Source organism: Nonomuraea sp. GTA35, from assembly GCF_041950525.1.
Taxonomy (GTDB): domain Bacteria; phylum Actinomycetota; class Actinomycetes; order Streptosporangiales; family Streptosporangiaceae; genus Nonomuraea.
This window is the reverse complement of sequence record NZ_JBGNUV010000005.1, coordinates 271,110-283,919: the sequence shown is the minus strand read 5'-3', so window position 1 is coordinate 283,919 and position 12,810 is coordinate 271,110. Positions and strand designations below refer to the sequence as shown.

At 71.5% G+C, this 12,810-nt stretch carries 13 protein-coding genes; 5 read left to right on the top strand and 8 right to left on the bottom strand.

The genetic code is table 11. From position 1 onward, the window contains the following. Positions 1-53: 53 nt before the first annotated feature. Genes ACBJ32_RS24530 through ACBJ32_RS24520 form a run of 3 tightly spaced genes read right to left on the bottom strand, consistent with a single transcriptional unit; the run spans position 54 to position 3,556 of the window. Positions 54-1,061: an acetamidase/formamidase family protein gene (locus ACBJ32_RS24530; RefSeq protein WP_375128680.1), complete on the bottom strand. Its 1,008-nt coding sequence runs from the start codon at positions 1,059-1,061 to the stop codon at positions 54-56. After that, positions 1,058-2,425, bottom strand: a complete 1,368-nt coding sequence (locus tag ACBJ32_RS24525; protein ID WP_375128679.1) for an APC family permease — start codon at positions 2,423-2,425, stop codon at positions 1,058-1,060. The genes ACBJ32_RS24530 and ACBJ32_RS24525 overlap by 4 nt, the downstream gene beginning before the upstream one ends. 51 nt (positions 2,426-2,476) lie before the next feature. Then, positions 2,477-3,556 carry a substrate-binding domain-containing protein gene (locus ACBJ32_RS24520; protein WP_375128678.1) on the bottom strand — a complete coding sequence of 360 codons (1,080 nt, stop codon included), beginning with the start codon at positions 3,554-3,556 and terminating at the stop codon, positions 2,477-2,479. A gap of 46 nt (positions 3,557-3,602) precedes the next feature. On the opposite strand from ACBJ32_RS24520, the gene ACBJ32_RS24515 reads away from it, so the two are divergent. Further along, positions 3,603-4,049 carry a MarR family winged helix-turn-helix transcriptional regulator gene (locus ACBJ32_RS24515; protein WP_375128677.1) on the top strand — a complete coding sequence of 149 codons (447 nt, stop codon included), beginning with the start codon at positions 3,603-3,605 and terminating at the stop codon, positions 4,047-4,049. A 4-nt stretch (positions 4,050-4,053) separates the two neighbouring features. On the opposite strand, the gene ACBJ32_RS24510 is transcribed toward ACBJ32_RS24515, so the two are convergent. Together ACBJ32_RS24510 and ACBJ32_RS24505 are read right to left on the bottom strand one after the other, a co-directional pair. Further along, positions 4,054-4,254 (bottom strand): hypothetical protein, encoded by a 201-nt coding sequence (locus ACBJ32_RS24510; RefSeq protein ID WP_375128676.1) that lies wholly within the window; start codon positions 4,252-4,254, stop codon positions 4,054-4,056. 73 nt (positions 4,255-4,327) lie between these two features. Then, complete coding sequence (locus tag ACBJ32_RS24505) at positions 4,328-5,605, bottom strand: Glu/Leu/Phe/Val dehydrogenase (protein ID WP_375128675.1); 1,278 nt, start codon at positions 5,603-5,605, stop codon at positions 4,328-4,330. Between the two features lie 241 nt (positions 5,606-5,846). On the opposite strand from ACBJ32_RS24505, the gene ACBJ32_RS24500 reads away from it, so the two are divergent. The 4 genes from ACBJ32_RS24500 (at position 5,847) to ACBJ32_RS24485 (ending at position 10,015) form a co-directional block, all read left to right on the top strand. Next, positions 5,847-7,370, top strand: coding sequence for an alkaline phosphatase D family protein (locus ACBJ32_RS24500; protein ID WP_375128674.1), 1,524 nt, complete (start codon positions 5,847-5,849; stop codon positions 7,368-7,370). 5 nt (positions 7,371-7,375) lie between these two features. After that, on the top strand, positions 7,376-8,092 hold the full coding sequence (locus ACBJ32_RS24495) for a class I SAM-dependent methyltransferase (protein WP_375128673.1): 717 nt from the start codon (positions 7,376-7,378) through the stop codon (positions 8,090-8,092). 80 nt (positions 8,093-8,172) lie between these two features. Beyond that, entirely contained in the window at positions 8,173-8,748 is a 576-nt protein-coding gene (locus ACBJ32_RS24490; RefSeq protein WP_375128672.1) for an RNA polymerase sigma factor, read from the top strand. Next, a complete protein-coding gene (locus ACBJ32_RS24485; protein WP_375128671.1) occupies positions 8,741-10,015 on the top strand; it encodes a CU044_5270 family protein in 1,275 nt (424 codons plus the stop codon). Before ACBJ32_RS24490 ends, ACBJ32_RS24485 begins: the two co-directional genes overlap by 8 nt. 145 nt (positions 10,016-10,160) lie before the next feature. Here the strand turns inward: ACBJ32_RS24485 and rocD are convergent, their stop codons facing one another. The 3 genes from rocD to ACBJ32_RS24470 form a co-directional block, all read right to left on the bottom strand. Next, positions 10,161-11,375: an ornithine--oxo-acid transaminase gene (gene rocD / locus ACBJ32_RS24480; RefSeq protein WP_357870725.1), complete on the bottom strand. Its 1,215-nt coding sequence runs from the start codon at positions 11,373-11,375 to the stop codon at positions 10,161-10,163. Between the two features lie 2 nt (positions 11,376-11,377). Next, positions 11,378-12,175, bottom strand: a complete 798-nt coding sequence (gene ddaH, locus ACBJ32_RS24475; RefSeq protein ID WP_357870728.1) for a dimethylargininase — start codon at positions 12,173-12,175, stop codon at positions 11,378-11,380. A gap of 124 nt (positions 12,176-12,299) precedes the next feature. Beyond that, the gene (locus tag ACBJ32_RS24470) at positions 12,300-12,785 is read right to left on the bottom strand and encodes an Lrp/AsnC family transcriptional regulator (protein WP_357870731.1); all 486 of its coding nucleotides are present in this window, start codon (positions 12,783-12,785) and stop codon (positions 12,300-12,302) included. Positions 12,786-12,810 lie beyond the last annotated feature (25 nt).

The following is a 12,810-nucleotide window of genomic DNA, read 5'->3' as shown; positions in this document are numbered from 1 at the left end:
TGCCACTGTAGGCCGAAGATGATCAGCCCTCTGACCTGCGACATGAGGGTTTACTAAGATGTGTACTGGGAACCGAGCGCCCGTAGCCGGGCGTGCGCCGACTCGTAGACACCCGCCGCCTCGCCGAGGTACGCCTTGGGCAGCTTGGCGACCATCGTGTAGTTGGTGTCGCACACGTTCCCGACGGGCGCCTGGCCGGCCTGGCTGACGAGCTGGTAGGCGTCCAGCGTGTCCAGCCCGGTCAGCTCGGAGGTCCAGGTGACCAGGTCGTGCTGGCTGATCCGGTACGCGTCCTCCAGCGGCCTGGCCGACCCGGTGGACATCAGGTGCAGGTCGTCCTCCAGGCGCGGCCACGGCGTGGCCACCCCCTTGATCAGCTCGACCGCGACCACGGTGTTCATGGCCGACTCCACCGCCGTCCCGCACACCTCGCCGTGGCCCTGCAGCCCGTGGCCGTCGCCGATGGAGAACATCCCGCCCTCGACGTTGACGCCCAGGTAGACGGTGACGCCGGCGCGCAGCTCGGGGGTGTCCATGTTGCCGCCGTGCGCGTCGGGCGTGATCGTCATGCGGGCCTCGTTCGCGCCGGGGGCCACGCCGACCGTGCCGTGCATGGGGTCGAGGGGCAGGGCGACGCTGAAGTCGCTGTTGCGGGCGTGGTAGACGGCGACGTTCCTGGCGAGGTCGATGTCGTAGCGCCAGACCCGCTCCTCCAGCGGCGGCTGCAGCGTGGCCGTGGTGTGCGTGCCGGTCAGCGCGCCGAAGTGGGGGAACGTCGTGGAGACCGCCCAGTCCCTGGCCGGGGTGATCTTGACGAAGTGCAGGGCCAGCGTGTCGCCCGGCTCGGCCCCCTCGACGTGGAAGGGGCCGGTCACCGGGTTCAGGTACGGGAACTCGCACACCCGCGACGGCAGGTCGTCCACGGTCTGGACGCGCCCGCCGAAGCAGTCCTCGGTGTAGAGCTCCAGGATCGTGCCGGGGCGTACCTTGCCGACGGCCGGCCGGCCGCCGAAGGTGTAGCTCAGCTCCTCCGGCTCGGGACGGTAGGAGATGACGTTCACTTGACCTCCGAAGGTAGTTCGGGCCTGCGGCCCAGCAGGTACGAGCCGCCGAGGACGACCAGGCCGACGGCCAGCCAGATGCCGCCCACCCACTGGGCAGCGACGTTCTGGTTGATCACGACGGCCACCAGGACGGCGAAGCCGATCACGGGCGCGATCAGGTGCGCCCAGTAGTTACGGCTGCGCTGCCTGATCAGGTAGTGCACGACCACGGCGATGTGCAGCAGCAGGAAGGCGCTCATGGCGCCGAAGTTGACCAGCGAGGCCAGCTCGCCGATGCCGTTGTCCCTGGTGCTCATGTAGATGCCGAGGACCAGCGAGACGGCGGCGACCGCGAAGGTGGCGTTGACCGGCACCCGGTGCCTGGGGTCCACGGCCGCCAGGAAGCGCGGTAGCTGCCGGTCCCTGGCCATCGCGAACAGCAGGCGCGAGGTGGCGGCCTGCGCGACCAGCGAGTTGGCGAAGCCCCACGCGATGGCGGTGGCCACGGCGGTGAGCACCGACAGCCACTGCCCGCCGGCGAACGCGGCGGTGTCGTAGAACGCGCTGCCCGCGGCGTCGCCCTCGGTGATCAGCCTGGCCCGGTTGGGCGTGAGCAGCGCCGCCACCCACGTCTGCACGACGAACAGCACGGCCGCCACCGCCAGCGCGGCCACCATGGAGCGGCCGAGCCGCCGGGCGTCCTCGCGGTTCTCCTCGGCCAGGGTGGAGATGCCGTCGAAGCCGAGGAACGACAGCACGGCCACCGAAGCCGCGGCGAGCACCACGCTCCAGGTGAAGGAGGAGGAGTCGAAGAGCGGGGTGAGGAAGCCGGTCTGCGCCTTGCCCTGGGTCAGCGCGACGCCGCCGACCACGAGGAAGATCGCCAGGACGGCCAGCTCGGCGACCAGCATGATGCGGGTGATCCTGGCCGTCATCTGGATGCCCAGGTAGTTGACGACCGTGTTGAGCAACACGAAGATCACCAGCCAGCCCCAGACGGGGACCGCCGGCACGAACGAGTTCATGGCCGTGCTGGCCACCAGGTAGAGCAGCGAGGGCACCAGCACGTAGTCCAGCAGGATCGCCCAGCCGGCGACGAAACCCACGGGAGCGGCGATGCCGCGTCCCGCGTAGGTGTAGACCGACCCGGCCATCGGGAACGCCCGGGCCATCTGCGCGTACGACAGCGCCGTGAACGCCATCGCCACCAGGCCGATGACGTAGGCGAGTGCCACCATCCCGTGGGAGACGGCGAAGACGTTGCCGAAGATCCCGAACGGGGCGATCGGCACCATGAAGATCAAGCCATAGATCATCAGATCGGCGAAGCCGAGGGAGCGTTTGAGCTCCTGGCGGTAGCCGAACTGCTCGACGCTGCTCATGTACGGCTCCTAGTGCTTGGGGGGCGATTGGCACCTTAGAGCCAAAGCTTTCTACTGAAAAGGTTTCTCCAGGAAGAAGTCCAGGCCGTCGGCCCTGCCGAGGTGGACGGGCTGGCGTACCTGCCGGTCGAGCAGCGTGAGCGTGCCGCGGGCGCTGGTGATCGTGGTGCCGTCGGCCACGGCGTCGAGCTCCGGCACCGCCAGCGAGCCGGCCCGCGCGCACAGGGCGGCCAGCATCGCCACCGCCTCGTAGCAGCCGTGGCCGTGGGCGTTCAGCATGGGCGCGTCGTCGCCGAACCTGGCCGTGTACCGCTGGGAGAAGTCGAGGCTGGCCGGGGTCGGCAGGTCGCGGAAGTAGCCCATGGACGAGTACAGCTCGCCGGTCGCGTCGCCGCCGATGCCCAGCAGGCCGTGCTCCTCCAGCGCCCCGCACAGCCGGGCCGCCCGCAGCTCCGACGCGGCGAACGCCCGGTTGAAGGCCACCAGGTCGCTGCCGATCAGCGTCAGCAGGATGGCGTCGGGGCGGGTGTCGGCCACCCGGCCCAGCCAGCTCACGGCCTCCCCGTACCGGACGAAACGCTCGCCCACCACCGTGGCGCCGGCCGCGCGCAGCCGCCTGCGGGCGCTGGCGTGCACCAGGCGCGGCCAGATGTAGTCGTTGCCCAGCAGGTACCAGCGGCGGGCCCGGCGCCGGCCCGCCAGCCGCTCGATGCCCGGCGCGAGCTGCCGGTCGGGGGTCTCGCCGAGGAAGTAGACGCCCGGCGCCCGGCCGCCGCCCTCGTACGGCGGCGCGTACACGAACGGCACCCGCCCGGCGACCGCCGCCACCACGGCCACCCGGACGTCGCTCGCGTGCGCGCCGGCCACGGCCTGCACCGTGCCCGACCGGACCAGGCCGGCCACCTCGGCCGCGACGTGCCCGGCGGGCCGCCCGCCGTCGATCAGCACCAGCTCGACCGGCCGGCCCAGCACCCCGCCCCGGGCGTTGACCTCCTCGGCCGCCAGCACGGCGCAGTTGATCGCACACGGGCCCATCAGGCCGAGCACCCCGGACACGGGGACGATCAGGCCGATCCTGATCGAGCCGGAAGGGAGGAGCCGCGCTTCGAGAGGATCGACGGTCGCCGCCACGCCGACGAGTATCCTCCCTTCTAGCTCCCCGATGAAAGGACTCACCATGACGACCTCGGGGCTCGGGTCCTCACTCGCCTACCTGCTCAGCCGTGCGGAGCGGGGCGTGAACCGGGGGCTGGCGGCGGTGCTGGCCGGCGAGGGCGTGACGGTCGAGCAGTGGCGGATCATGCGGGCGCTGGCCGACGGGCGGGGCGAGTCGATGGGCGAGCTCGCCGAGGCCGTGCTGATGCCGCACCCGACGCTGACCAAGGCCGTGGACCGGCTGATCGACCGGGCGCTGGTGTACCGGGGTCCGGCGAAGGGGGATCGGCGCAGGGTGGCCGTCTTCGTCTCGGGGCGGGGGGCCGAGCTGCTGGCCCGGGTCGACGGTGCCGTGGCGGAGCAGCAGGCGGTGATCGCGCTGGCGTTCGGCCGGGAGCGCACGGAGCGGCTCATGCGCGACCTGGAGAGCCTGGTGGAGGCCCTGGACTACGCCGAGCTGCGCGCCTGAGGGCTCACCCCTGGCGCTTCTTGGAGACGTCCGCCCAGACCAGCGCCACCACTCCGGCCAGCGCCACACCCAGGTATCCCGGCAGGGGCAGCTCCACCAAGCGGTGCAGGAACCCCCATTCGCGGTCGAACCACATCCGTCCGATGAACCCGCCGAGCCCCTGGATGACGGCGATCACGGCGACGACGTTGATGAACCCTCTCATGCGTCCACGATCGCAACGCGGGGCCCGCCCCGGCATCGAACCTTGGGCGGGCCCCGTGCTACTTAAGTAGCGCTCACGGGTAGAGGCCGCGCATCTGGTGCGCCTCGGCCACCCGGCCCACGCCGATCACGTGCGCCGCCTGCCGCAGCGTCAGGCCGCGCTCCGCGGCCAGCGACGCGACCTCGGAGAAGGCGCCCATCATGAGGTCGCGGAGCTTGAGCTCGATCTCGCCCGAGCTCCACGCGTACGCCTGCATGTTCTGCACCCACTCCAGGTACGACACGATCACCCCGCCCGCGTTGGCCAGGATGTCGGGCACCACCGTGGTCCCGTTCGCGGCGAGGATCTCGTCCGCCTCGGGCGTGGTGGGGCCGTTGGCGCCCTCGACGATCAGGCGGGCGCGGATCCTGGGCGCGTTGGCCTCGGTGATCACGCCTTCGAGCGCGGCCGGGACGAGCACGTCCACGTCCAGCTCGAACAGGTCGTCGTGGGACAGCGCGTCGGCGTGGTGGAAGCCCCGCACGCCGCCGGTCTCGGCCGCGTACGCGCGCAGCCGCGCCACGTCCAGACCGCCGGCGCAGTACACCGCCCCCGTGACGTCGGACACCGCCACGACCTTGCAGCCGGCGTCGGACAGGTACTGCGCGGCCGGCGCGCCCACCTTGCCGAAGCCCTGCACGGCGACGGTCACGCCCTCGGGCGAGCGGCCGAGCGCGGCCAGCGCCGCGATCTGCACGCCGCGCGAGGTGGCGCCGGTGCGGCCGAGCGAGCCGCCCAGCGTCATCGGCTTGCCGGTGACCACTCCGGGCACCGAGTAGCCCGCGCTGACGCTGTAGGTGTCCATGACCCAGGCCATGGTCTGCTCGTCGGTGCCGACGTCGGGCGCGGGGATGTCCTTCTCCGGGCCGATCAGCGGCAGGATCTCGCTGACGTAGCGGCGGGTCAGCCGCTCCAGCTCCCGGGTGGTGAGCCCGGCCGGGTCCACGGCCACGCCGCCCTTGGCGCCGCCGTACGGGATGCCGACCAGCGCGCACTTCCACGTCATCCACATGGCCAGCGCGGTGACCTCGTGGATGTCGGTGCCGGGATGAAACCGGAGGCCGCCCTTGGCGGGGCCGCGCGAGACGTTGTGCTGGACACGGAAGCCCTGGACGACGTCCAGGCGGCCGTCCTCGCGCCGCACCGGGACCGAGACGGTCAGCGAGCGGCGCGGCGTGGCCAGCATGGTGCGGAGCCCGTCGTCGAGCCCGAGGTGCCCGGCGGCCTGGTCGAGTTGGTGGAGAGCGGAGTCGAGGGCCTGGCGGCCCGGGGTGATCAGGGCCGGCGTCGTTGACGGCACCATGATGCTCATGGAAGAAGTTCCTCCCGGTATGTACGCCCTATTTGCGGAGAAAGCGCCATTGCCTTCCCCTTTTGGGCGTTGTTGTCACGATCATCCTAGAGCGGGGCGTTTGACCTTGCCTAGTTATTGGTAGAAATCCAAGCCGGTGATCGGGGTGCTGTGGACCGTGCCACTCTGGCAGGCTTGCGGAGCGAGAGTGTGACGGTTCGACGAATTGAGGAGTGGAATGCCCGCACTGGTGGTGGGGCCGATGCTGAGACACGTCGACTCCGACAGCGCCTCGATCTGGGTGGAGACCGCCGAACCCTGCACGGTCACCGTGGAGGCGGACGGTAGGTCTTACCGGTCGCCTACCTTCACCGTGCACGGACACCACTACGCGATCGTGGATCTCGTCGAGTTGTCCCAGGATATCGCGTCGTACGCGGTCACGCTCGACGGGGAGCAGGTATGGCCCATGGCGGGTCGCCCGCCGAGCCGGATCCGGCTGCTGCGGCCGGAGGGGGTGCGGAAGCTGGCGTTCGGCTCGTGCCGCACCAGCGTGCCCCACGACGCCGCCACCGTACGCACCCACGGCGACGACGTCCTGCGCGCCTTCGGCGAGCACCTGCCGGACGCCGGCGACGAGGAGTGGCCGGACCTGCTGCTCCTCCTCGGCGACCAGGTCTACGCCGACAACCCCTCGCCCGACATGCTGGCCTACATCCGTTCCCGCAGGAGCACCGAGCCGCAGGGCGAGATCGCCGACTTCGAGGAGTACGCCGAGCTCTACCGCCAGGCGTGGACCGAGACGGAGATCCGCTGGCTGCTGTCCACCGTGCCGACCGCGATGATCTTCGACGACCACGACCTGCGCGACGACTGGAACACCTCGCAGCCCTGGCGCGAGCAGATGGCCAGGACACCGTGGTGGCGGCGCCGGGTGGTGGCGGGGCTCGGGGCGTACTGGGTCTACCAGCACCTGGGCAACCTCTCGCCCGCCGAGCGCGCCGACGACGAGCTGCTGGCCAAGCTGATGGCCGGCGACGGCGGGGCGGCGCTCGACGAGTTCGCCGAGCGGGCCGACACCGAGCCGAGCAGCAACCGCTGGAGCTACGCCCGCGACCTCGGCCCCGCCCGCCTGATCATCGTCGACACCCGCTGCGCCAGGCAGCTCACGCCCGGCGACCGGCGCATGCTCGACCCGGGGGAGTGGGCCTGGCTGCAGGAGCAGGTACGGCGGCCCGCCGAGCGACTGATCATCGGCTCGTCGATCCCGTTCCTGCTCCCCGAGGGCGTCCACGGCGTGCAGAACTGGAACGAGGCCCTGTGCGACGGCAAGTGGGGCCCGCTCGCGCGCCGGTGGTCCGAGACGCTCCGCCAGGCCATCGACCTGGAGCACTGGGCGGCGTTCCGGCGCTCGTTCGACGACCTGGCGAAGCTGCTGATCGGGCTGGGCAAGCCGGTGCTGATCCTGTCGGGCGACGTGCACTACTCCTACCTGGCCAAGGCCGACAGGGGCCCGGTCTTCCAGATCGTCTGCTCGCCCATCCGCAACCCGCTCAGCCGCATGCTGCGCTGGGCCAACGTCTTCACCCAGTTCTCGATCGCCACCCTGGTCGGCAGCCTGCTGGCGCGCCTGGCGGGCGTCCCGCGCCCGCCCTTCCGCTGGAAGATCACCAAGGGCCCCCTGTTCCAGAACGCGCTGGCCACGCTCACCCTCCCCGACGAGGTCACCTGGTACGGCTCCACCGGCGAAGTGGTCAAACCGCTCGACACCGCCCGCCTACGCTGAACCGCATGCATGACGACACCTACGCCCCCGCCGTCCCCTTCTACGACCTGTGGCACGAGGACGGCCACGTGCCCGTGGTCCGCGAGCTCCTGCCGCCGCTGCTGGCGGAGGTGCGGCGGAGCGTCATCGAGATCGGCGCGGGCACCGGCCTGATCACCGAGCTGCTCGTCCGCGTCACCCCCGCCGAGATCCACGCCGTCGAGCCGTCGCTGGGCATGCGCTCCGTGCTGGTCTCCCGTCTGGCCACCGACCCGGAGGCGCTGCGCCGGGTCACGGTGCTGCCGTGCGGGGCGCTGGAGGTGGAGGTGGACGAGCCGGCCGAGGCCGTCGTGATGATCTCGGTGCTGCAGAGCTTCGCCGCCGCCGAGCGGGCCGAGCTGTGGCGGGTGCTGGGCAGGCAGCTGGAGCCGGGCGGGCGGCTGGTGTTCAACTGGCGCGACCGCGACCCGGCCGTGCCGGGAGAGCTCCGGGTCATGGGCTCCTACCAGGTCGGCAGGCACACCTACGAGATCGCCGGGCAGGTGCTGGAGGCCGAGGGGGAGCGCGTCACCTCGCGGTTCCGCTACCGGATCAGGCGGCAAGGCGTGGTGATCAGCGAGGACGAGCTGGTCACCACCGCGCACTGGCCCGCCGGGGACGTGCTGGCGGCGGAGCTGAAGGAGGCCGGGTTCGAGCCGGGCGAAGCCCCGGAGGGCATGCAGGTGTGGCGGATGCCGAAATAGTGGGAACCGGCCTTTGACGTGCGGCCAACAACAGGGTGACCGCACGAGAGAGGACCGGCCACGTGGTGGGAGTTCAGGATGTGCCTGACACGCTCGACGACTCGACGCTGATCGCCCGTTCGATCGGCGCGCCCGAGAGCTTCGCGGCGCTGTTCGACCGGCACGCCGACGAGATCCACAGGTACGCCGCCCGGCGGCTCGGGGGCGAGCTGGCCGACGACGTGACCGGCGAGGTGTTCCTCGCCGCCTTCCGCGGCCGGGCCCGCTACGACCCCTCGTGGCCCGACGCCCGCCCCTGGCTGTACGGGATCGCGACCAAGGTCGTCTCCCAGCACCGCAGGGCGGAGCGGCGGCGCACCGCGGCCATGGCCAGGGTGAGCGTGGAGCGCCCCGGCACGTTCGACGACCGCAGCGCCGACCGGGTCACCGCCGAGCAGCTCCAGCCCCGCCTGGCCAGGGCGCTGACCCGGCTCAGCGCGGCGGAGCGGGACCTGCTGCTGCTGGTGGCCTGGGCGGACCTGACCTACGAGGAGGCGGCGCTCGCGCTCGGCGTGCCCGTCGGCACCGTCCGGTCCCGGTTGCACAGGCTCCGCGTCAAGGTACGCAGGGCGCTCGGCGGCACCGACCCCTTCGCAGAGGAGCCCCAGCATGGATGACGAGATTCGCGTGTTCGCAGAGGGACGGCCGGAGGCGCCGCCGTACGGGGCCGAGGCCAGGGCGCGGGCACGGGAGCGGCTGCTGACGCAGGCGCGCGGCGGCGGCGGCCGGTTCCGGCTGCCGCGGCTGGGCTGGCAGGCCGCCGCCGCGTTCGGCGTGACGGTCGTGCTGGTCGGCGGCGTCGCCGTGGCCCTGTCGAACCAGGGGGCGGGCCCCGGCCCGGCCACCTCGGCGACGCAGTCGGCCGAGGTGACGCCCGGCGAGCTCCACCCGCGTCCCGGCCAGTTCATCATGGTCGAGTCCGAGACGATGTACGGGTCGTTCACCATGGGCGCCGACGGCAAGGAGGCGTCGCGGCACCTGTACCGCTCGCACAGGAAGATCTGGCAGTCGGTGGACGGAAGCGCGAGCGGCCTGCTGATGATGGAGGGCCGCGAGCCGCGGCCATGGCCCGGCGAGGAGCTGCCCGAGGCCGAGAAGACGGGCTGGCAGGGCACGTCCTGGGACACGCTCGCCGCCTGCCCCGGCCGCCTGGGCGAGTACCGCACCGACTACGCCTACCTGAGCACCCTGCCCGCGGACCCCGCCGCCCTGCGCGAGCGCCTCTACCGGCTGGGCGGCAAGGGCGGGGACCGGGACTTCTCGGCGCTCGACCACGCACGCAGCATGCTCACGGAGACCTACCTGCCCAGGGCGCAGCGCCAGGCGCTGTTCGAGGCGATCAAGACCATCCCCGGAGTCCGGGTCGAGCAGGGGGTCGAGGACGCGGCCGGACGCGAAGGCGTCGCGCTGGCCGGGCCCGGCGGCGAACGGGGAGTCGAGAGCCAGCTCATCTTCGACCCGGAGACGTTCATGTACCTGGGCGAGCGGCAGGAGGTCGTCGCGGAGGGCGCGGCGGCGCCGAAGGGCAGCATCCTGGCGTTGACGGCCCAGCTCAGCGTGTCGGTGGTGGACCGGCTGCCGGAGGAGGCCGCCCAGGCGCAGGGGGACGCGAGCTGCATGCCGGAATCCGAGGTCCCGGCCGACGCGCCACCGCAGTCCCCGGCCTCTGACGCGCCGACGGAGGTCGCCTCACCGGCTCCCGACGCGCCGGCGGAGACCGCCTCACCGGCGCCCCATGCGCCGACGGAGATCGCGTCACCGGCTCCCGACGCGCCGGCGGAGACCGCCTCACCGGCGCCCGATGCGCCGACGGCCAGTGCGGTGCCCGAATCGGCCGATGCGGACATGCCGACGGCCGGTCCCGTGCCGACGGTTACCGATTGACCACGGAGACGGTCAAGTAAGCGCCGTAACGGTGCGCAACCCCGTGAACCGGAGGAGCGTCTCCCTGGACAGGGCCCAGCCACGTGCGGTGGGTGGGCCCTGGTCCGCGGAGCCGTAACGGGTCATGCCCGCCCGAGCTCGGGGATCATGCGCTCTTGAGCTCGTAGAGCGCATCGGCGAGCTGCGAGATCGCCCAGAGGAGATCTTCCTCGGAGACGACGATCGGCGGCGCCAGGCGGATCGTGGAGCCGTGCGTGTCCTTCGCCAGGACGCCGCGCTTCAGCAGCGCCTTGGACACCTCGCGCCCGCTGCCCAGCTCCGGATCGATGTCCACGCCGGCCCACAGGCCGCGCCCGCGCACCTCCAGCACGCCCTTGCCGATCAGCTCGCGCAGCCGCCCGTGCAGGACCTCGCCGAGTTTCGTGGCGCGGGCCTGGAACTCGCCGGTGTTGAGCAGCTCGATGACCGCGTTCGCCACCGCGCAGGCCAGCGGGTTCCCGCCGAACGTGGACCCGTGCTGCCCCGGGTGGATGATCCCGAGCACGTCGCGGTCGGCGGCGATGGCCGACACGGGCACCACCCCGCCGCCCAGCGCCTTGCCCAGCACGTAGATGTCCGGCACGACCCCTTCGTAGTCGCACGCGAACGTCTGCCCCGTACGCCCGAGCCCCGACTGCACCTCGTCGGCGATCATCAGGATGCCCTCGGCCGAGCACAGCGCCCGCAGGTCGCTCAGGTACCCGTCCGGCGGCACCAGCACCCCGGCCTCGCCCTGGATCGGCTCGACCAGCACGGCCACCGTGTTCGCGTCCACGGCCGCCCGCACCGCATCGATCGAGGCGTACGGGACGATCCGGAAGCCCGGCGTGTACGGGCCGAAGTTGTCATGCGCCTCCGGGTCGGTGGAGAAGCTGACGATCGTGGTGGTGCGGCCGTGGAAGTTGCCCTCCATCACGATGATGTTGGCCTGCTCGGGCTCGACGCCCTTGACCTCGTACCCCCACTTGCGCGCCACCTTGACGGCGGTCTCGACGGCCTCGGCGCCGGTGTTCATGGGCAGGATCATGTCCTTGCCCGTGAGGTCGCCGAGCCCGGTGCAGAACTGCGCGAACTGGTCGTGGTAGAAGGCGCGGCTGGTGAGCGTGAGGCGTTCGAGCTGCTCCCTCGCCGCCTCGATGATCTTAGGATGGCCGTGGCCGAAGTTGAGCGAGGAGTAGCCGGACAGGCAGTCCAGATACCGCTTGCCGTCGACGTCGGTGACCCACGCGCCGTGCGCCTCGTGGATCACCACCGGCAGCGGATGGTAGTTGTGCGCGCTGCGGCGCTCGCTCACTTCGATCAGCTCTGCGCTGGTGGTCATGATCAGTTTTCCCCCCTGATCTCCAGTGTGCAGCACTTGGGCCCGCCACCTGCCTTACGCAGCTCCGACAGATCGACCGGGATGACCTCGTACCCGCGCCGCTTGAGCTCCAACTGCAGGTCGGACGCCTCGGCGTTGATGACCACGTTCGTGCCGTCGCTGACGGCGTTGAGCCCGAGCACCTCGGCGTCCCGCGCGCTCGCGATCACCGCGTCCGGGAACATGCGGCGCAGCACCGCGAGGCTGCCCGGCGAGAACGCGTCCGGGTAGTAGGCGACGTTGCGCCCGTCGAGCGGGAACAGCGCCGTGTCCAGGTGGTAGAAGCGCGGGTCCACCAGCGTCAGCGAGACCACCGGCCGGCCCAGGTACTCCTGCGCCTCCTGGTGGGCGACCACGTCCGTGCGGAAGCCGGTGCCGGCCAGGATGACGTCGTCGAGCGTGAGGAAGTCGCCCTCGCCCTCGTTCACGTGCGCCGGCTCCAGCGTCGGGTAGCCGCGCTCGGCGAACCAGCGCAGGTAGGCGGGGCCCTCGGGGCCGCGCTGCGGGTAGGCGAAGCGGGCGCCGTACGCGCGGCCGTCCACGACCAGCGCGCCGTTCGCGGCGAAGACCATGTCGGGCAGGCCGTCGATCGGGTCGATCAGGCTGACCTGGTGACCGAGCTCCTCGTACGCCGCCTTCAGGCCCTCCCACTGCCGGACCGCCAGGTCGCGGTCCGCGCCGGCCTCGGGATGCATCCACGGATTGATGGCGTACTCGACCGTGAAGTACTCAGGACGGCACATGAGGAAGTGTTTGGGCATGCAGCACTCCATCGGCTCTCAAGCAGGGAAAATCCCCATCACAGGGGATGAGGACAGCCTAAGAATCCGCGTTTGCGCAGGCCAGGGGTTGACATTGCGTCTTCGCGCGCGTCTGTTGCGTCTCTCAGCCCGGGGTGGCCGATTCGTTGCGCGCCTCCGGCACGGCGGCGCCCGGAGGGGTGTCCACCAGCCTCGACAGCACGATGGAGCTCTTGGTCCGCACCACGAACGCCATCGCCGCGATGCGCTCGATCACCCGCTCCACGTGCCGCACGTCCGTCGCCCTGATGTGCAGCAGCGCGTCCGCCTCACCCGTGATCGTGGCCGCCGCCACCACCTCGGGGAACCTGGTCACGGCCAGCGCGATGTCCGACGGCTTCGTCTTGCCCTGGCAGAACAGCTCCACGTAGGCCTCGGTCGTCCAGCCGAGCGCCTGCGGCGACACCCGCGCGCTGAACCCCGTGATCGCTCCCGTCTCGCGGAGCCGGTCCACGCGCCGCTTCACCGCCGAGGCGCTCAGCCCCACCTGCTGCCCGATGTCGGCGTAGGTCTGGCGGGCGTCGTCGACGAGTGCCGCGATGATGTCACGATCGAGTTGGTCCAGTTCCACGCGCTCTGTATACCGCCTGGCCAGG

What these genes read in the sequence shown, in the direction of transcription:
- ACBJ32_RS24525 (WP_375128679.1), bottom strand. Translation starts at nt 2,425, where the DNA reads ATGAGCAGCGTCGAGCAGTTCGGCTACCGCCAGGAGCTCAAACGCTCC.
- ACBJ32_RS24515 (WP_375128677.1), top strand. Translation starts at nt 3,603, where the DNA reads ATGACGACCTCGGGGCTCGGGTCCTCACTCGCCTACCTGCTCAGCCGT.
- ACBJ32_RS24510 (WP_375128676.1), bottom strand. Translation starts at nt 4,254, where the DNA reads ATGAGAGGGTTCATCAACGTCGTCGCCGTGATCGCCGTCATCCAGGGG.
- ACBJ32_RS24505 (WP_375128675.1), bottom strand. Translation starts at nt 5,605, where the DNA reads ATGAGCATCATGGTGCCGTCAACGACGCCGGCCCTGATCACCCCGGGC.
- ACBJ32_RS24500 (WP_375128674.1), top strand. Translation starts at nt 5,847, where the DNA reads ATGCTGAGACACGTCGACTCCGACAGCGCCTCGATCTGGGTGGAGACC.
- ACBJ32_RS24495 (WP_375128673.1), top strand. Translation starts at nt 7,376, where the DNA reads ATGCATGACGACACCTACGCCCCCGCCGTCCCCTTCTACGACCTGTGG.
- ACBJ32_RS24485 (WP_375128671.1), top strand. Translation starts at nt 8,741, where the DNA reads ATGGATGACGAGATTCGCGTGTTCGCAGAGGGACGGCCGGAGGCGCCG.
- rocD (WP_357870725.1), bottom strand. Translation starts at nt 11,375, where the DNA reads ATGACCACCAGCGCAGAGCTGATCGAAGTGAGCGAGCGCCGCAGCGCG.
- ddaH (WP_357870728.1), bottom strand. Translation starts at nt 12,175, where the DNA reads ATGCCCAAACACTTCCTCATGTGCCGTCCTGAGTACTTCACGGTCGAG.